This window comes from Microbacterium sp. Leaf436, from assembly GCF_001424715.1.
In the GTDB taxonomy this organism is placed as follows: Bacteria; Actinomycetota; Actinomycetes; order Actinomycetales; family Microbacteriaceae; genus Microbacterium.
The window spans coordinates 110,268-127,231 of record NZ_LMRB01000005.1; the positions used below are offsets into that span (position 1 = coordinate 110,268).

At 68.5% G+C, this 16,964-nt stretch carries 17 protein-coding genes; 12 read left to right on the plus strand and 5 right to left on the minus strand.

Annotated elements, in window-relative coordinates; all coding sequences use genetic code 11:
• The 3 genes from ASG45_RS15520 to ASG45_RS15530 are packed head-to-tail and all read left to right on the plus strand — an operon-like array spanning nucleotide 1 to nucleotide 2,322.
• On the plus strand, nucleotides 1-498 hold the full coding sequence (locus ASG45_RS15520) for a hypothetical protein (protein ID WP_156458777.1): 498 nt from the start codon (nucleotides 1-3) through the stop codon (nucleotides 496-498).
• 55 nt (nucleotides 499-553) lie between these two features.
• Entirely contained in the window at nucleotides 554-1,399 is an 846-nt protein-coding gene (locus ASG45_RS15525; RefSeq protein ID WP_235561647.1) for a PfkB family carbohydrate kinase, read from the plus strand.
• Nucleotides 1,396-2,322, plus strand: coding sequence for a nucleoside hydrolase (locus tag ASG45_RS15530; protein WP_055839848.1), 927 nt, complete (start codon nucleotides 1,396-1,398; stop codon nucleotides 2,320-2,322). The genes ASG45_RS15525 and ASG45_RS15530 overlap by 4 nt, the downstream gene beginning before the upstream one ends.
• Nucleotides 2,323-2,338: 16 nt before the next feature.
• Here ASG45_RS15530 and ASG45_RS16330 read toward each other — a convergent pair whose 3' ends face one another.
• Together ASG45_RS16330 and ASG45_RS15535 are read right to left on the minus strand one after the other, a co-directional pair.
• Nucleotides 2,339-2,503 carry a hypothetical protein gene (locus ASG45_RS16330; RefSeq protein WP_156459490.1) on the minus strand — a complete coding sequence of 55 codons (165 nt, stop codon included), beginning with the start codon at nucleotides 2,501-2,503 and terminating at the stop codon, nucleotides 2,339-2,341.
• Nucleotides 2,504-2,685: 182 nt separating this feature from the next.
• On the minus strand, nucleotides 2,686-3,300 hold the full coding sequence (locus tag ASG45_RS15535; RefSeq protein WP_055839851.1) for a TetR/AcrR family transcriptional regulator C-terminal domain-containing protein: 615 nt from the start codon (nucleotides 3,298-3,300) through the stop codon (nucleotides 2,686-2,688).
• Nucleotides 3,301-3,378: 78 nt separating this feature from the next.
• Here ASG45_RS15535 and ASG45_RS15540 point away from each other — a divergent pair, with 78 nt between their 5' ends.
• Genes ASG45_RS15540 through ASG45_RS15560 form a run of 5 tightly spaced genes read left to right on the plus strand, consistent with a single transcriptional unit; the run spans nucleotide 3,379 to nucleotide 7,504 of the window.
• Complete coding sequence (locus ASG45_RS15540; RefSeq protein WP_055839854.1) at nucleotides 3,379-4,011, plus strand: biotin transporter BioY; 633 nt, start codon at nucleotides 3,379-3,381, stop codon at nucleotides 4,009-4,011.
• Nucleotides 4,008-5,111 (plus strand): ANL family adenylate-forming protein, encoded by a 1,104-nt coding sequence (locus ASG45_RS15545; RefSeq protein ID WP_055839857.1) that lies wholly within the window; start codon nucleotides 4,008-4,010, stop codon nucleotides 5,109-5,111. Before ASG45_RS15540 ends, ASG45_RS15545 begins: the two co-directional genes overlap by 4 nt.
• Nucleotides 5,095-6,219 carry an acetyl-CoA C-acyltransferase gene (locus ASG45_RS15550; protein WP_156459491.1) on the plus strand — a complete coding sequence of 375 codons (1,125 nt, stop codon included), beginning with the start codon at nucleotides 5,095-5,097 and terminating at the stop codon, nucleotides 6,217-6,219. Before ASG45_RS15545 ends, ASG45_RS15550 begins: the two co-directional genes overlap by 17 nt.
• Complete coding sequence (locus tag ASG45_RS15555; RefSeq protein ID WP_055839863.1) at nucleotides 6,216-6,899, plus strand: energy-coupling factor ABC transporter ATP-binding protein; 684 nt, start codon at nucleotides 6,216-6,218, stop codon at nucleotides 6,897-6,899. Before ASG45_RS15550 ends, ASG45_RS15555 begins: the two co-directional genes overlap by 4 nt.
• Before the next feature lie 35 nt (nucleotides 6,900-6,934).
• Entirely contained in the window at nucleotides 6,935-7,504 is a 570-nt protein-coding gene (locus ASG45_RS15560) for an energy-coupling factor transporter transmembrane component T (protein WP_235561648.1), read from the plus strand.
• 78 nt (nucleotides 7,505-7,582) lie between these two features.
• Here ASG45_RS15560 and ASG45_RS15565 read toward each other — a convergent pair whose 3' ends face one another.
• Together ASG45_RS15565 and ASG45_RS15570 are read right to left on the minus strand one after the other, a co-directional pair.
• A complete protein-coding gene (locus ASG45_RS15565) occupies nucleotides 7,583-8,239 on the minus strand; it encodes a ThuA domain-containing protein (protein ID WP_055839869.1) in 657 nt (218 codons plus the stop codon).
• Nucleotides 8,236-9,297 carry a substrate-binding domain-containing protein gene (locus tag ASG45_RS15570; protein ID WP_055839873.1) on the minus strand — a complete coding sequence of 354 codons (1,062 nt, stop codon included), beginning with the start codon at nucleotides 9,295-9,297 and terminating at the stop codon, nucleotides 8,236-8,238. Before ASG45_RS15570 ends, ASG45_RS15565 begins: the two co-directional genes overlap by 4 nt.
• 180 nt (nucleotides 9,298-9,477) lie before the next feature.
• Here ASG45_RS15570 and ASG45_RS15575 point away from each other — a divergent pair, with 180 nt between their 5' ends.
• On the plus strand, nucleotides 9,478-12,324 hold the full coding sequence (locus ASG45_RS15575; RefSeq protein WP_082516651.1) for a glycoside hydrolase family 9 protein: 2,847 nt from the start codon (nucleotides 9,478-9,480) through the stop codon (nucleotides 12,322-12,324).
• A 151-nt stretch (nucleotides 12,325-12,475) separates the two neighbouring features.
• Here ASG45_RS15575 and ASG45_RS15580 read toward each other — a convergent pair whose 3' ends face one another.
• Nucleotides 12,476-13,513, minus strand: a complete 1,038-nt coding sequence (locus ASG45_RS15580) for a hydroxyacid dehydrogenase (protein ID WP_082516652.1) — start codon at nucleotides 13,511-13,513, stop codon at nucleotides 12,476-12,478.
• A 193-nt stretch (nucleotides 13,514-13,706) separates the two neighbouring features.
• Between ASG45_RS15580 and ASG45_RS15585 the strand changes: the two genes are divergently transcribed.
• Genes ASG45_RS15585 through ASG45_RS15595 form a run of 3 tightly spaced genes read left to right on the plus strand, consistent with a single transcriptional unit; the run spans nucleotide 13,707 to nucleotide 16,962 of the window.
• Nucleotides 13,707-15,086: an ABC transporter substrate-binding protein gene (locus ASG45_RS15585; RefSeq protein ID WP_162242856.1), complete on the plus strand. Its 1,380-nt coding sequence runs from the start codon at nucleotides 13,707-13,709 to the stop codon at nucleotides 15,084-15,086.
• Nucleotides 15,086-16,045 (plus strand): carbohydrate ABC transporter permease, encoded by a 960-nt coding sequence (locus ASG45_RS15590; RefSeq protein ID WP_055839941.1) that lies wholly within the window; start codon nucleotides 15,086-15,088, stop codon nucleotides 16,043-16,045. Before ASG45_RS15585 ends, ASG45_RS15590 begins: the two co-directional genes overlap by 1 nt.
• Complete coding sequence (locus tag ASG45_RS15595; RefSeq protein ID WP_055839881.1) at nucleotides 16,042-16,962, plus strand: carbohydrate ABC transporter permease; 921 nt, start codon at nucleotides 16,042-16,044, stop codon at nucleotides 16,960-16,962. Before ASG45_RS15590 ends, ASG45_RS15595 begins: the two co-directional genes overlap by 4 nt.
• Nucleotides 16,963-16,964 lie beyond the last annotated feature (2 nt).

Genomic DNA, 16,964 nt, shown 5'->3' on the forward strand with positions numbered 1-16,964 from the left:
ATGAACGACCATCACGACTCGCCCGCGCGCCGCGCCCTCGGACACGACGCCGCCGAACGCATCAGCGCGGGATGCTACGGCGCCCTCGTCTCGGCATCCACTCTCATCGGTCTCGGCAACGCCGAACTCAGCGACGTGATCGCCGTGGTGGCGCTCACCAACGTCGTGTACTTCGCCACCCACGTCTTCGCGTACTCGCTGGGCGACGTGTCGTCGAAGCGTCCGTGGCAGATCGTCCGGCACCACCTCGCGGTCGGTGCACCGATGGTCTCGGTGACCTTCCTGCCACTGCTGGTGGTCGTCGCGCTGTCCGCCGCGGGGGCCGACCTGCAGACGGCCCTGCTCTGGGGCGTCGGCGTGGCCATGGCCTACCTCGTCGTCGTCGCCACCGCCGGAGCGCGGCTGCGCGGCTACCCCGCCGTCGCCGTGGTGCTCACCGCGATCGGATCCGTGGTCATCTCGGGACTGCTGATCGTGGCGAAGCTGCTGTTGCACTGAGGCCGTCCGGCCGCGTCACCCGGATTGTCGGCGGGTCGTGCGAGGGTGGGTTCTCGTGACCCCCGGTTCCTCCCCACCTCTCACCGTCGTCGGCGCCGTCAACGTCGACCTCACCGCCCGCGTCGAGCGCGCTCCCGCTGCCGGAGAGACGGTCGCCGACGGCGTACTGCAACGCGGCCCCGGCGGCAAGGGCGCCAACCAGGCGGTCGCGGCCGCCCGGCTGGGCGCCGCCGTGCGGCTGATCGGCGCGGTGGGCGACGACGCCGACGGTCGTGGCATCCGGGATCAGCTCACCGCGGTCGGCGTCGACGCATCGGGCGTGCAGACCGCCGAGGCCGCGACCGGCACCGCCCTCATCGTGGTCGACGCGACGGGTGAGAACTCGATCGTCGTGTGCGCCGGCGCGAACGCCGCCATCGACGCGACGACGCTCGGGATCGAGCCGGGCGCCGCGGTGCTGATGCAGCTCGAGGTGTCGGATGCCGTCGTCTCGGCCGCCGCGACCGCCGCCGGCTTCTTCGCCCTCAACGCCGCCCCCGCCCGTCCGCTCCCCGCCGGAGTGCTCGAGCGATGCGACCTCGTGATCGTCAACGAGACCGAGTACGCGCAACTGCCCGAGGTGCACGACGCTCCCCTGCTGTGCGTGACGCTCGGCGCCGACGGCGCACGGCTGTTCCGTCAAGGCGAGCTCGTGGCCGCAGCCGCCGGTGTCGCCACGACCGTGCGCAACACCGTCGGCGCGGGCGATGCGTTCTGCGCGGCTCTCGTCGTCGGGCTGCTCCGGGAAGACTCCGAGGCCGACGCCCTGGCGCGCGCCTGCGCGGTGGGGTCGGCGGCCGTCGCCGACGAGGCCTCGCAGCCGGCGCTCGGCCCCCTCGACACGTACGGAGCGTCCGCATGACCCGCCGCCCGATCCTCGTCGACTGCGACACCGGCATCGACGACGCCCTCGCCCTGGCGTACCTGCTGGCCGAACCGAGCGTCGAGATCGTCGGGGTGACGACGGTCTCCGGCAACACGGATGCCGCCCGCGCCGCCGCCAACACCCTCTCGCTCTTCGAGCTCGCCGGCGAGAACGACATCCCCGTGGCCGTCGGCGCCCACGACTTCCGCGGCCGCGCCTACGCCGGTGGCGCGCCCCACGTGCACGGCGACGACGGGCTCGGCGGCATCGCACTGACCGCCGCCGCCCGGGCGCACGATGCCCGCGCCGCCGTCGAGCTGATCGACCACGCGGCCACCCGGCATCCGGATCTCACCGTGCTCGCCCTCGGGCCGCTGACGAACCTCGCCGCGTACGCCGAGGCCCCCGGCGTCGCCCGGTTCGACCGTCTCGTCGTCATGGGCGGCGCGTTCGCCCACTCGGGCAACGTCACCGCGTGGGCCGAGGCGAACATCCACAACGACCCCGAAGCGGCCGCCGTCGTTCTCGCGCAGGACTGGGACACCACGCTCGTCCCCCTCGACGTCACGATGACGCAGACCCTGGATGCCACCGACCTCGTGCGCCTCGAAGCGATCCCCGGCGCTCTGCCGCAGGCGTTGGCCGCGATGCTGCCGTTGTACCTCGACTTCTACGCGGGCCGCGTGTTCCCCGACCGTCGCTGCGCGTTACACGACCCGCTCGCCGCGATGGTGGCCGCGGGGGTGCTGCGCGGGGTCAGCGTCTCGTCGGGACAGGTCGAGGTACGGCTCGAACGCGGCGAGCGCGGGCGCACGGTGTCGTCGCGCGGTTCGTCGACGCAGCGGTGGGTGCGCGGCATGGAAGGGTCCGCGGTCGAGGTGCTGCTGGAACGGCTGGAATCGCGGGAGTGGCCGGGCTGAGGCTGCGGCCGTCGGTTCAGGAGCGGTGCAAGCGGCGCTTCAACCAGGCCGTCATGCGACCGGTGTGACGGTCGGTGAACTCGTTCGCGAGCTGGAACGCCTCGTCGCCGATGTTCGCGCCGGCGTTGATGGCCTCGATCGACCGCAGTGCGCGTTGTTCCTGTTCGTCGTCGTGGGCCATGGTGTCCAGCGTACGAGCGTCGGGAGGCTGAGGCGTCGTCTGAGCGACGTCGCGTGACACAGTCGGGCTGGCACTCGACGGGGTCCCTGACGTCGCGGCGTCCTCCGCCGCTCGTCGCGCGACGACGCCCCGTTCTCTCGCGCGGTCGAACCCCTCTCGGATGGGCGAACGGACTCGCTGCGTCAGGACACCTCGCGTGGGGGTGGCACCAGTCGACGTTCGACCCCCGCGGCGAAGAGGTCCACGCCGAACGCGAAATCCGCCTCCGCCGTGGATCCGTGCTCCGGGGTGAGCGCGGCGCTGGGCGCGGTGACCCCGACGCTGTCGTAGTGCATTCGCTGCTGCTCGTGCAACACGTGGCCGATGATGAAGTGCAGGAGAACCAACGCCGCGCGACGAGCCTCCGACGCTTCGACGCCATCGGCCTCGAGGGCCGCGACCAGGCGATCATGAGCACCCGCCGCCCCCACGCCGAGCGCGAGAGTGCTCAACACCACTTCGGCTCCGTCGCGGTAAGCCAGAAGCGCATCGCGCAAAGAGTGAGCCGCCGCGTGAGCATGTGAACCCCTCACCGCCCCGGGGGCCGCGGACTGGCCCGCCACGATTCGGTCGGCAAGCTCCGCCAGCAGCGTCTGCTTGTTGGCGAAATGCCAGTAGAGGGCGCTGGGCTGCACGTCCAGCGCAGACGCGAGTCGACGCATCGTCAGATCCGGCAGCCCGTGCTCGTCCAGGATGTGCAGCGCTGCGCGCGCGACATCATCTCGGGTGTGGCGACGCCCGTTCCCGTACTCGGCCATGAGGACACTATATAGTGAACGACGTTCTAGAGAACACCGTTCAAGTGAACACTGTTCACCAACCAGAAGTGGAGCACCATGAGCAGCTACGTCACCCGCCGCCGGCATCTCGACACGACGGATGTCGGTCGCGTCGCGGTCTTCGCCGCGGTCATCGCCGCCCTGGGCCTGCCCGGCAGCTTCAGCGTGTTCGGGGCCGTCCCCGTCACCGCCCAGACGCTCGGAGTGATGCTCGCGGGCACGATCCTCGGCGCGCGCCTCGGCGCTCTGTCGGTGAGCGTCCTGTTGCTCCTCGTCGCGGTCGGGCTCCCGCTCCTCGCGGGCGGCAGGGGCGGCGTCGGTGTGTTCTTCGGGCCCTCCGCCGGATATCTGCTCGGCTGGATCGTGGGGGCCATCGTCATCGGCGCGACCGTGCACGCGGGAGGTCGACGTCCGTCGACGTGGCGCACCTTCCTCGGCCTGATCATCGGGGGGATCTTGGTCGTCTACGCCCTGGGTATCCCCGTCCAGAGCGCCGTCACCCGGCTCCCCCTCGCGGAGACCGCACTCGCCAGTCTCGTCTTCCTGCCCGGAGACCTCGTCAAAGTCGCCATCGCCACCACCGTCGTCATGACCCTCGTCCGCGCTTACCCCCGCGCGTTCCGACGTTCGTGGCCCACGAGCTCGGCATCCACTCCTCCGTCCGACTCAGAGACCGTCACCCACACATGATCACGACGGTACGCAGCGACAGCGCGCAGATCCTCGAGCGCTTGCGCTCGCTCCGCGCGGCCGGGCGGGTACCGCTCGTCACCGATTCCCGCTGGGGCTCGCCTCACGACGTCGACGCGATCCTGTCGGCGCCGCTTTCCGCAGACGTCGCGTGGGCGACGACGACCTCAGGCTCCAGCGGCACCCCACGCGTCGTCGTCCGGACCGCGGAGTCCTGGTCAGACTCGTTCGACGCGATCTCGAAGGCTCTGCAGGCCGGACCCGAGGAACACATCCTGCTTCCCGGATCCCCGTCGTCGTCGCTGACCCTCTTCTCGCTCGCTCATGCGCTCGAGAACGGCCCCCGCCCCCTGCTCGGGCTCAACGTTCTCGGCTCCCCGATGGCGGAGCGAGCGACGTGCATGCACGGCACTCCGCACGCGTTACGGGCAGTTCTGGATGCCGGCGTGCCGGCGCGGATGAGGATCGCTCTCGTGGGTGGCTCATCGCTCGACCCCGCGCTGAGGACTCGAGCCGAAGCCTCCGGCCTGCGCGTCATCGAGTACTACGGGGCGGCAGAGCTCTCGTTCGTGGCCATCGACGAGGGCTCCGGTCTGCAGGAATTCCCCGGCGTCCGTCTGGACGTCCGAGACGGAGAGCTGTGGGTGAGGTCCCCGTACATCGCCCTGGGGTACCTGGGCGCACCTGGCCCACTGCGGATGCGAGACGCCTGGGCGACCGTGGGAGATCGTGTCCGTATCTCGGACGGTCGGCTACAGATTCGGGGGCGCCGGGACGGCGCGATCCTGACCGCATCCGCGACCGTGATCCCCGGAGAGGTCGAGAACGTCCTTCGAACGGCGCCCGGCGTTCGTGACGCGTTCGTGTGCGGGATCCCACACCCCGTGCTCGGCGCACTCGTGGCGGCGCACGTCGAGCTGAGCGGCCCGGAACGGCCCGATCTCCCTGGGCTGACGCGCCGCCTCGCCCCGTCTCACCGTCCGCGCCGCTGGTTTGTCGGCCCGTTGCCGCGCACCGCCTCCGGGAAGATCGCCAGGGCTGAAGCAGAACGCCGCCTGCGTGCCGGGGAGGTGCCCCGCTGTGATCCGAACCGATCGTGACCCGGTGATCATCGCCGCTCGACGAACGCACATCGCAACCCGAGGACGCGCCCTGGCGCGAGCCACCGCCGCAGAACTCGCCGCACCGGTCATCCAGCACACGCTGCGGGACGCACGACGAGTCGCTGCGGGAGAGATCGAGGTGGCAGATGTCGTCCTGGGCAACTGCATGGGCCCGGGGGGAAACCTGGGCCGCATCGCCGCCCTGGGCGCGGGACTCGGGTTCGGCGTGCCCGGTGGAACGGTGGACCGCCAGTGCGGGAGCGGTCTGGCGGCGATCATCGATGCGGCCGCCGCCATCCGAGGCGGCGATGCACGCCCACGGATCGCCGGGGGCGTCGAAAGTGCATCGACCGCCCCCACCCGCAGCACGGACGGCAGGCCCTACGCCCGAGCGCCCTTCACGCCCGCGGGTTTCGCGGACCCGGACATGGTCCGGGCGGCCGAGGACCTCGCCGCGCACGACGGCATCTCCCGCCGTCGACAAGATGCCCATGCAGCCCGAAGTCACGCCCGCGCACGCGCAGCCCGCACCGCCGGCCGCTTCGACGACGAGACCGTCCCGATCCTCGGATCCCGCGACGACGATGCCATCGGGGTGGCGGACGCGGTGCTCGCTCGCCTACCCGCCGTCTTCCCGGGCGGAACGGTCACCGCGGGAAACACCGCCCGCGTCAGCGACGGGGCGGCGACGGTCCTGCTCGTTCCCGAGGGGCGAGGACCGGGGCTCGCGTTGCGCGCTGCCGCGGTGATCGGTTGCGACCCGGCTCTCCCCGGTATCGGGGCGGCGGCCGCCGTGCAGGCGGCGTTGGCATCCCGAATGCTGGCGACGAGGGAGGTCGAGGCTTTCGAGATCGTCGAGGCCTTCGCGGCGCAGAGCCTTGCCGTTCTCGACCGGCTGCACCTCAGCGAGGACGACTCACGTGTGAGCACCGACGGCGGCGCTCTCGCCTACGGTCATCCGTGGGGAGCGAGCGGCACCGTCTCGGTTGTCCGACTGTTCAGCCGCCTCGTCCGGGGCGGCGCACCGTCAGGCACGTACGGGGTGGCAGCGGCATCCGTGGGCGGCGGCCTCGGGGTCGCGGCGCTCTTCCAGGTGGTGCGATGAGCATCCACCTGGACCGAGCGTCGGTGCTCATCGCCGGGACACCGGTGCTGAACGACCTCTCGCTCGAGATGAACGTGCGAACCACCGCGGTGATCGGCGACAACGGCTCCGGCAAATCCACCTTCGCACGGCTGCTCGCCGGCCTCGTGGCGACCACCACGGGCACGACCCGAGTACTGGGTCTCGATCCCCATGCGCAGGCGAAAGAACTCCGGGCGAAAACCGCCTTCATCATGAGCAACCCCGACGCCCAGATCCTGATGCCGACTGTCGCGGAGGACGTCGCGTTCTCCCTCCGGCCTGAGCGGCTCGGAGCCTCTGAGCGCGACGCCCGGGTTGCGCACGCACTGGCGCAGTTCGAGCTCACCTCCCTCGCGGACCGTTCGTCGCACGAGCTGTCCGGGGGGCAGAAGCAGCTTCTGTCGCTGTGCGGCGCGTTCGTGCGTCGGCCCGCTCTCGTCATCGCCGACGAGCCGACCGCTTACCTCGACGCGCGCAATGCCCGCACGGTCACGCATCACCTGCTCGCAGACCGCGGGCACAAGCTCGTCGTGGTCACCCACGACCTTCACCTCGCCGCCCGATGCGAGGCTGCGGTGCTGCTCTCCGAGGGGCGGGTGGCCGCGGTCGGCCCGCCCGCCGAGGTGATCGCGACCTACGAGGACTCACTGCGGTGCTGAGCCTCTACCGTCCTGGCACGGGTCGCCTGAATCGGATGCCTGCGGGACCGAAGGTGGTGGTGCTGGTCGCCATCGCCTCCGCCGTGTCGTTCCTTCCCTCGACGTGGTGGGCGGCGATGGTCGCCGTCGGCGTCGCCCTCACCTGCTACCTGTTCGCCGATCTCGGCGATGGGGCGCTGGGCATGCGGGACCTGGGGCGCCAGCTGCGCGCGGTCCGATGGATTCTCGCCCTGACCGCCGCCAGCCAGCTGCTCTTCTCGGGCCCCGAGGCGGCCCTGTCCAACACCGCACGGGTATCCGTGATGCTCGTGGTGAGCGGACTGCTCGCCCTCACGACGAGGGCGACCGAACTCCTCGGAGCGTTGGAGCGCGGCCTCCGTCCGCTTCGTGCTCTCGGACTCGACACCGAGCAACTGGCACTCATGCTCTCGGTCACTGTCGCCGCCATCCCGGTGCTCGCCCGCCACACGCGGGAGCTTCGAGACGCTCAGCACGCCCGGGGATCGCGGGGCAGCGTCCGGGCGTTCATCGTCCCCTTCCTCGTCATCGCCTCCAAGCACGCCTTCGACGTCGGCGACGCACTCTCGGCTCGAGGGGTGCGTTGATGCGGGACCGTCCTTCGCCGTCGGCGACGACACGGCGCACCATCCGACGGGCCTCCCCGTGTCACGCCGCAGGTGACCTCAGACCCCGCGTGCGCCGTCGGCCCCGTGGGCCCAGCGGGCGAGACCAGCCACGAGGGAGCGAACGGCGGGAGACTCATAGGCCTCGACGTCGTGACCCAATGCGCAATATGCCGAACGACGGCCCCCGGTCACGTGCGTCCAGACGACGGGATGCATCTCGTCCGCGTAGCTCTGGCGGAAGAGGATGCGTGCGTCGGCGTCGACTCGCAGCCAGGAGTACGCCTCATCGATGGTCTCGATGACGGTGGGGAGATCGGCGCACGCCACGTCGGCGTCGCGCAGCAGCCGCATCTCGCCGCGAGCGGGGTGCATGGTTCGACCTCGCACCCATCGGCCACCCAGTCGTTCCTCCCAGAAGTCGCCGGTCGGCAGGAGCGTCGCGGCCACGTGCAGGGCAAGGATTCCGCCCGCGTGGTCGGCGAGAGCCGAACGGAGGCGCGGATCGTGGGGGTGAGCCTGCTGTCCCCCGCCGGCGTTGACCACGAGCAGGTCGGAGCTTTGCAACAGCGTGTCGAGGTCATCGACTCGCGTGACCGTGCGAACGGTGAAGCCGTCCGCACGGAGTATCGAGGCGAGTTCGACGCTGGTATCGGCGAACGGATGCCAGGGATCGGTGTAGTCCTCTCCACCGGAGAAGAGCACGGCACGGCTCATGCGGGTGCCGCCGTCGACCCGCGCAGAATGAGACGCGGCTCGACGTGGAGTTGCAGGGGGGGCTCGGCGCTGGGCTCGGCGATGAGGTCGATCAGCATGCGCGTAGCGAGCGCACCGACGCGGCGGCGGTCGGGCGCCACGGCAGCGATGGGCGGATCCGCATGGGCTGAAACGTCATCGTCGTAGGCGATGATCGACAACTGCTCGGGCACGCTCAAGCCTCGAGCTCGAGCGTTCTGCAGCAACCCGAAGAGGGAGTTCTCATCGCCATGGCAGAACAGAGCGGTCGCCCCCACTCGCTGGACCGCATCCATCACGACGTCGGCTCCTCCACGTTCCCAACGCGGGCCTGCGCCGAGCTCGTCGGGCCCGAGGATGCCACTACCTTCCTCGAGCCCCAACCGCTGGACGGCGTCGCGCCACCCGAGCCGCACGAACTCGGAACTCTGCGAGCTGCCCCTGCTCACCATCAACACACGTCGGTGCCCGAGGTCCGTCAGATGCCGCACCGCTGAGAGCGCACCGCGTTCGTGGGCCGTGCGCACGGACGACACCGTCCCGAGACCACCGCCGGGGAGCTCCCGCTCGACGAACACCACCGGAACGTCGAGCTGAGCGAGCCTGTCGAGAAAGCCCGGGGGCGCGACCCGTTCTGAGACGGTGGGCACCCAGAGCAGACCGGAGACGCCCCCCGCCACGAGTTCCTCGATGAGGCGGTACTCCTCTTCGAGGTCGTACTCGGATATGGCGAGCCGCATCTCACCGCCCCGGGCGAGCACGTCGTTCACTCCTTCGACGACGTACCGGTAGTAGTAAGAGGTGGGTACGACCACCCCGACTGTGCCGGTGAAGGCGGGGCTCACGTCGGACCGGGACTCCGGACGAAGAACAGCGCCTCCTCGTACTTTGTCGAGCACCTGCTCCGCAACGAGCGTGTCCAGGTCCCGCCGGACCGTGACGTGAGAGACACCGAGGTCGCTGACGAGCGAGGTGATGCTCACCGCCCCGTCCTGTTGCGCACGGCTCAGAATCCGCGCACGTCGTTCCGCAGCGAGCATCACGGCCTCCTATGCCTGTGTTCGACAGGCTCATCCTAATCAACTGATCTCGTTTGTTCTACTCTGATCTTTTCCGGGGTGTGTATTTAAATATCGTTCGATGTCTTGCGATGTCTTTCTTTTCGTGATGATACTGACGGGTCGCCGGCGACGACGCCGCGATGACTCAAAGGAGACGTCATGACTCGACGACGAGCGAGAATCTGGATAGGCGGGGCGACCTCCCTCGCCCTGGCCGCGGGAGGAGCGTTCGTGGCCGCCTCGCCGGCTCTGGCCGCGACGATCACACAGGTCGCGGTGAGCCAGGCGGGATACAGCGCAAGCGGGTTGAAGGTGGGTTCCGTCGTCGCGGACGGCCCGCTCGCGCCCGGCACGTCGTGTCGAGTTCTTGAAGGCTCCACCGTCGTCGTCCCGTCCTGTGCGCTGAACGACGAGGGAGTCGTGTGGGGCGACCGCGTCTACACCGTGGACTTCACCGCCCTCGACACTGTCGGTACCGACTACGTTCTCGAGGTCGACGGGGTCGCCTCCCCCCACTTCCAGATCCAGGACAACGTGTGGGCCGGCTACCTCGATGAGATGACGGCGTTCTACCGACTGCAGCGCTCAGGTGTCGCCACCGCCGACGTGTACCCGAGTGGCTACAGCAGCATCGCTCCCTCCGCGAAGGCGTTCCACGGCCCCGGCCACCTGGACGACGCCGCATCGGAAGACGGGACGATCCACTACGACCTCACCGGTGGGTGGTACGACGCCGGCGACTACGGCATCTACGGCGGCAATCAGTGGGTGGGGGGCAACATCGCCGTCAGCTACCTGCGGTACGGGGACACACCGGCGGTGTCGTTCGACAACGACAGCAACGGCGTTCCCGACCTCGTCGACGAGGCTCGCTTCGGTAGCGAATACCTCCTCCGGATGCTGGATGCCTTCGACGGCGGGTTCTGGGACGTGAAGGGCAGCGGGAGCTTCCAGCACCCCGACAAGCACACCGACGGCATCGTGGGCACGAAAGACGACCGACGGATCTCCGGCTACGGCGTCGGAGGATCAGCGAAAGCCGCGGGAACCTTGGCCGCCACGGCTCGAGCTGTCGAGAAGGCGCTCGACGACGGAGCGATCCCCGCGGCCGCGGTGACGGAGTGGGAGGCTTTCGCCGCGCGGAGCCGTGCGGGCGCCGAAGCCTTCTACACCTATGCCGACACCCACCGATCCGACCCCCTCGGCGGATACTCCACCACGCGGGGCGGCCTCGACAACTCCTTGCTGTTCGCCGAAGTCGAGCTGCACCTCCTGACCGGAGACGCGGGCTACAAGGACTCCGCCGAAGCCACGATCGCGGCGACCGATTTCACCATCCTCTCCAACACGAACTACTGGGACCTCGCGCCGCTGTCGATGGCCGAGTTGTACCCCGCCGCTTCGCCCACGGCCCAGGCGCAGATCCAGTCGTACCTGAAGAAGCAGTTGGACTACTTCCTCACCAGCACGGATGACACCCCTTACGGCGTGGTGGACCAGTTCAAGAACTTCGGGGTCAACGAGCCGCATGTCTCCTACGTCGCGGATGCCCTCCGCTACTACGAGCTCTTCGGCGACGAGCGCGCACTGGAAGCCGTCCAGCGCGGCTTGTACTGGGTGTTCGGCAACAACCCCTGGGGGACGAGCTGGGTCTCCGGAGTCGGCGAGAAGAGCACGAAGTTCCTTCACACCCGACTGGACGAGGACGCCCAGAACCAGGCGGGTACAGGAATCGTCATCCCCGGCGCTCTCGTCAGCGGCCCCAACGCCAAAGACCCTCTCGACGTGAAGAGTGGAAGCCCGTGGTACGCGGACCGCCCCGTCTGGCAGGACAGTGGACAGCAGTGGCGGTACAACGAATACAGCGTGAGCATTCAAACGGGCCTGTTCTCCGCCCTGTTCGGGCTGACCGCAGTCGGCGATGCCCCGTGGGACGGGGGCACGGACCCCGCGCCCCTCGCGGTGACGTCACCGCAGACCGGGGACTATGTCACCGGCGACGTCACCGTCTTCGCGGACAGTGATCTCAGCGGTCTCGCGCTCGGCCCCAATTGGGCCCCCATGGCGACCTCCGCCGGCGTCGCCACCGGTTCCTTCAACGTGAACGGTGTCGCTCCGTACACGAACGCACGTGTGGACGTGCGCGGCACGCAGGCCGATGGTTCGCAGGTCTACTCGTCGGCGCATTACACGGTGGCTCCACCGCTCCCGAACCCGGGCAGTCCCCTGCTGTACGACGGGTTCGGCAAGGACGGCCTGTTCGGAGTTCAGGGGTACGCCTGGGCGAATTGGTACAACAACCACGCGGGGGTCGGTTCCGTCACGAACACGACGGTCGATGGGCGCACGGTGGGGCGGTTCTTCCAGAACCCGGCGACCTCCGCCTCGCAGGCGAAGTTCCAGCCCTGGCATCACTCGGTGGATGCGAGCGGATACCGCTATCTCACCGTGACGATGCGCTCGCCTTCGCCGAACCTGCGCTTGCGCATCGAGGTCTCCGACGCGGACTCGAACCACCGGGTAACCGGCACCGCACCGATCGCCGTGTCCAATGGCTGGAACACCTACTCGTTCGACCTGGCAGCGTTCCCCGGCCTGGACCGGTCGCAGGCGAAGATGGTGTTCTGGCTGCAGCAGACCGCGGACACGGACGGCGAACTCCTCGTGGACGAAGTCAGCTTCACGAACCAGGCGAGTGGAACCGCGCCGACCCTGACGGCGATCTCCCACACCGGTGGGTCGCTGACGACGGACGACGACGTCACCGTTCAAGCGACCTACACGGACGCGAACGGTGAGGCGCCCCACAAGGTCCAGCTGGTCCTGGACGGGGTGGTTCGGGACATGACTGCGGTCGATTCATCCGACACCGACGTGAGTGACGGAAAGGTTTATTCGCTCACCGGGAAGTGGGTGAAGGGCGCGCACAGCTACTTCGTACGCACCACGGACACCACCTCTGAGGTGGTGTCCTCCCCACCCACGACGGGGGTGGTCGTTCAGTAGACCGAGCGAAGGGCGGGCCCGTCGGGCCCGCCCTTCGTCGTTCGACCGCCCACAGACTCCGCGCGCGTGACGCCGTCGAACCGCTGAACGTGCGATCCGGGCCCAGTCGGCGCCGCAGCGCCCGCGAGACGAGGCGGCGGCGTCTCGCGCGTTACGCGGACAGCCCGAGAAGCGATCGGTCGACCACGTGGCGGGGCGCGCTCCCGCGCACGAGTGCCTCGAGCCCGTCGAGGGCCGAGTCCGCAAGACGCAAGGTCTCGCGGTGCATGGCCCCGGCGATGTGCGGGGTGAGAACGACCCCGGGAGCGTCGAACAGAGGCGAGTCGGCGGGTAGCGGCTCGGGGTCGGTGACGTCCAGCACTGCACGAAGCAGACCGAGGCGGCATCGCTCGATCAGCGCTTCGGTGTCCACCAGTGCCCCGCGCGCCGTGTTGATGAGCACAGCACCAGGCCGCATCGCGCCGATGCGTCGAGCATTCAGAAGGTTGAGAGTGGACGGGAGTTCCGGAGCGTGTATCGACACGATGTCACTGAGCGGCATCAGGTCGTCGAGGTCGATCAGGCGCGCCCCCGCGGCATGGACGTCCTCGGGAGTGGCGTAGGGATCGGCCACCACGACGTCGAACCCGAACGGGCGGAGCAGCTCTGCGACCCGACGTCCGACGCGCGAGAAGCCGACGAGTCCGACCACGCCACCGAATGTGACGGACGGAGCGATGTCGTCTCGCCAGGACCCCGCAACGTCCCGTGTCGAGGCGTACCCCGCCGCGTAGACGGGGACTCGCTTGGCTTCCATCAGGATGGTCGCGAGAGTGAACTCGGCGACGGGGATCGCGTTCGCTTCTGCGGCACTCGTCACGATGATGCCGCGATCCCAGAAGTGCTCCGTGACGAGGCTCTTCACTGAGCCGCCCGTGTGAAGCACACCTCGGAGGCGCGGAGCTGCGCGCAGAACGGTCGAGTCGAGCACCGGGGTTCCCCATCCCGTGATGAGGAACTCGACGCTGTCGAGTCGGGCGAGCACCTCGTCGTCGAACACGTCTACCCGCGCCGGCTCGTCGAGATCCACCAACGCCCGCAGTCGTCGCCAACGCGCCCCGTCGAAGAGGTCTCCGCAGGTGCGCTCGCTCATCACGAGGAGCGCCTTCGGGTGTGCGTGCGAGGTGTCGCCGTCGACGTCGTCAACCATGGCACGAGGCAACCACACGTCTCAAATATGCACAAGTCTTAAACACTTGTGTTTATGACTTGAGAATATTTCTTGCGATATGAGCGCGGCTGTGCCCATACTGGGCCCACGTGCACGACGAAGTGACGGAGCACCCCGTTCTTCGTCGGGCACCCGCGTGGCGGTCATCGGGCCGCCTTCGAACGGAGGAATCATGCAACAGCGCACACGTCGCGTACTCGCAGCCGCAGTTGTCGTGCCCGCTCTGGCGGTCATGGCCGGCTGCAGTGCAGGCAATGGAGCCGGCGACGCAGACAGCGGCGACGGCAAGGTCACGATCAGCATCATGGGCAAACCTGCCGCGACCAACACCGCCGCGGTGGAGCTTTTCGAACGTCAAGTCGCCGCGTTCGAGGAAGCCAACCCGAACATCACCGTGGAGGCTTCCGACGTCCCCTGGGATGCGAAGACGTTCGCCACGCGCCTCGCCGGAGGCAGCGCACCCACGCTCCTGCGCGTGCCTCTGACCGAGCCACCTGCGCTCATCGAGCGCAAGCAGGTCGCGGACATCGCATCCGTGGCATCGGAGCTCGACAGCTTCCCCGACCTGAACCCGCGCGTCATGCAGTTCCTCGAGCAAGACGGCGCCGTCTACGGCATCCCCGAGAAGAGCTACGCCTTCGGCCTCGTCTACAACCGCGACCTCTTCACGCAGGCGGGTCTGGACCCCGACGCTCCCCCGCAGACCTGGGACGAGGTGCGCACAGCGGCGAAGCAGATCTCGGAGAAGACCGGCAAGACCGGCTTCGGTGAGATCACCACCAACAACAGCGGCGGCTGGCACCTCACGGGGTACGACTACACCTATGGCGGCAAGATCATCGATCAGTCCAGTGATGGCACGTGGAAGGCCGCGTTCAACGACGACGCGGCCCGCGACGTCCTCCAGCTGTGGAAGGACATGCGCTGGGAAGACGACTCCCTCGGCGACAACGTCCTCGGAAAGCAAGAGGACCTCGTCGCGGAGTTCACCGCCGGCAATGTCGGGATGTGGGTGACCGCTCCGCCGGACGTCTACCCGAACTACATCGCTGCCGGTGGTAAGCCCGAAGCATTCGGAGCCGGTGCGATGCCGCAGGGAGGCGCCGATGCGACCCTCGCCGGCGCGACCGTCCTCATGGTGAATGCCACCGCGACGGAAGCCGAGAAGGAAGCCGCGGTCAAGTGGATCGACTGGCGGGCGTTGCGCCCCAACTACGACCTCGACGTCGCCGCGGAAACCGCCGAGGCCTCCGCCGCGGATGGCCTTCCCGTGGGTGTGCCCGTCGCGCCCATCTTCAGTGCAGAGGCGTACGCCGCCTACCGTGACGCCATCGCCGAGTACGTCAACGTGCCGGTGGAGAACTTCGCCTCCTACACCGCGTCGCTGGACTCGCTCGAGTACGTCCCTGAGCCGGCGGTCGGCTCCCAGGAGATCTACGCGGCGTTGGATCCCGTCGTCCAGTCGGTGCTCACCGACCGCAACGCCGACATCGATGCGCTGCTCGACGACGCCGAACAGCGGGTCAACCAGATCCTGGCCCAGTACAAGTGATGACCAGCACCACCGAGCGCCTGCGCAGCGTGACCGACCGTCACGCTGCGCAGGCCGCGCGGCCCCCGCACCGGCGTCGCCGGTCCCTCACCCGAAGCCGGGCAGCATGGGCGGCGCTGGCGTTCCTCGCGCCGACTCTCGTCATCTTCGGTTACTTCGCGTGGTGGCCCATCGTGCAGAGTGCCGCGCTCGCGTTCCAGCAGACCGACCTCGTCACCGCACCCGAGTGGGTGGGATGGCACAACTTCGAGGTCCTCTTCTCCGACCCGCTCCTGCCGCGCGCAGCCGTCAACACTCTCTGGTTCACGGTGCTCTCGCTCGCCATCGGTCTGCCCATCCCTCTGCTCTGCGCGGTGCTGATCTCCGAACTGCGCCGCGGGGGCACCGTCGCTCGCGTCCTCGCCTACCTCCCGGTGGTCATCCCACCGGTGGTCTCGGTCCTCCTGTGGAAGGTGTTCTTCAACCCGGGAGAGACGGGCGTCGTCAACAGCCTGCTCGGCCTGATAGGCATCGGCCCGCTGCCGTGGCTGCAATCGCCGGACACCGCGATGCCGAGCCTCGTCATCGTGGCCACCTGGTCAGGAGCCGGCACCGCCATCCTCATCTACCTCGCCGCGCTCACCGGCGTCAGCACCGAGCTCTACGAGGCAGCGGAACTCGACGGTGCATCCGTCTGGAAACGCATCGTGCACATCACATTGCCGCAGATGCGCGGCGTCATCCTCGTTCTGCTCCTGCTCCAGATCATCGGTGCCATCCAGGTCTTCACCGAGCCCTACGTGATGACGGACGGCGGACCCGCGAACGCCACCGTCACCATCCTGCTGATGATCTATCGCTACGCATTCCTGTTCGGGAATTACGGAGTCGCCACCGCCCTCAGTCTCATCCTCGCCGCAGTTCTCATCATCGTGTCAGCGGTGTACCTGCGACTCACTCGTTCTTGGAGCACCCGATGACTGTCACCGTCGACAAATCCCGACCCCGCACCCCAGCCGAACCACGCGAGCGCGGAATCCTGTCGAGCTTCGACTGGCGACGGCCGCGCATCTTTCTCGGGTGGCGCACGATGCACATCGTGCTGCTCGTCGGGCTCGTCGCCCTCGGAGCGGTCCCCCTGATCTGGATGCTGCGGGCAGCGATATCGTCCACCACCGATCTGCTGCAGAACCCGCTGAGCCTCATTCCCAGCCCCGCGAAGTGGGAGAACATCCCCGACGCGTGGGACCTCCTGTCGATCGGCCAGTACCTCGGGAACACCGTCGTCCTGGTGGGGGGATCGTGGATCGTTCAGCTTCTCGTCTCGGCAACGGCAGGCTTCGCTCTTGCCGTCATCCGACCGTGGTACGGGCGTTTTGTGTACGGCGCCATCCTTCTGACGCTCTTCGTACCGGGCACGGTCACCCTCATCGCCCTGTACTTGACCGTCCTCGATCTGCCTCTGCTTCACCTGAGCCTGACGGACACCCCCTGGGCTGTTTGGCTTCCCGCGGGCGCGAACGCCTTCACGATCCTGTTGGTGAAACAGTTCTTCGAGGACATCCCGCGAGACCTCTTCGAAGCAGCGCAGCTCGATGGAGCCGGATGGTTCACCGTCTTCTGGCGCATCGTGCTGCCGATGTCGCGCCCCATCCTGGCCGTCGTCTCGCTGCTGTCGATCATGACGGCCTGGAAAGAGTTCCTGTGGCCGCTCATCGTGCTGACCGACCCGGAGAAGCAACCGCTCGCAGTCGCACTCCCCCGTCTCGCGCAGGCAACGGATCCCGCCTACCTCATCGCCGGTCTCCTGATCGCCAGCATCCCCCCGATCCTCATCTTCCTGATCTTCCAGCGTTCCATCGTGAAGGGGATCGGTTTCACCGGTCTGAAAGGCTGAGC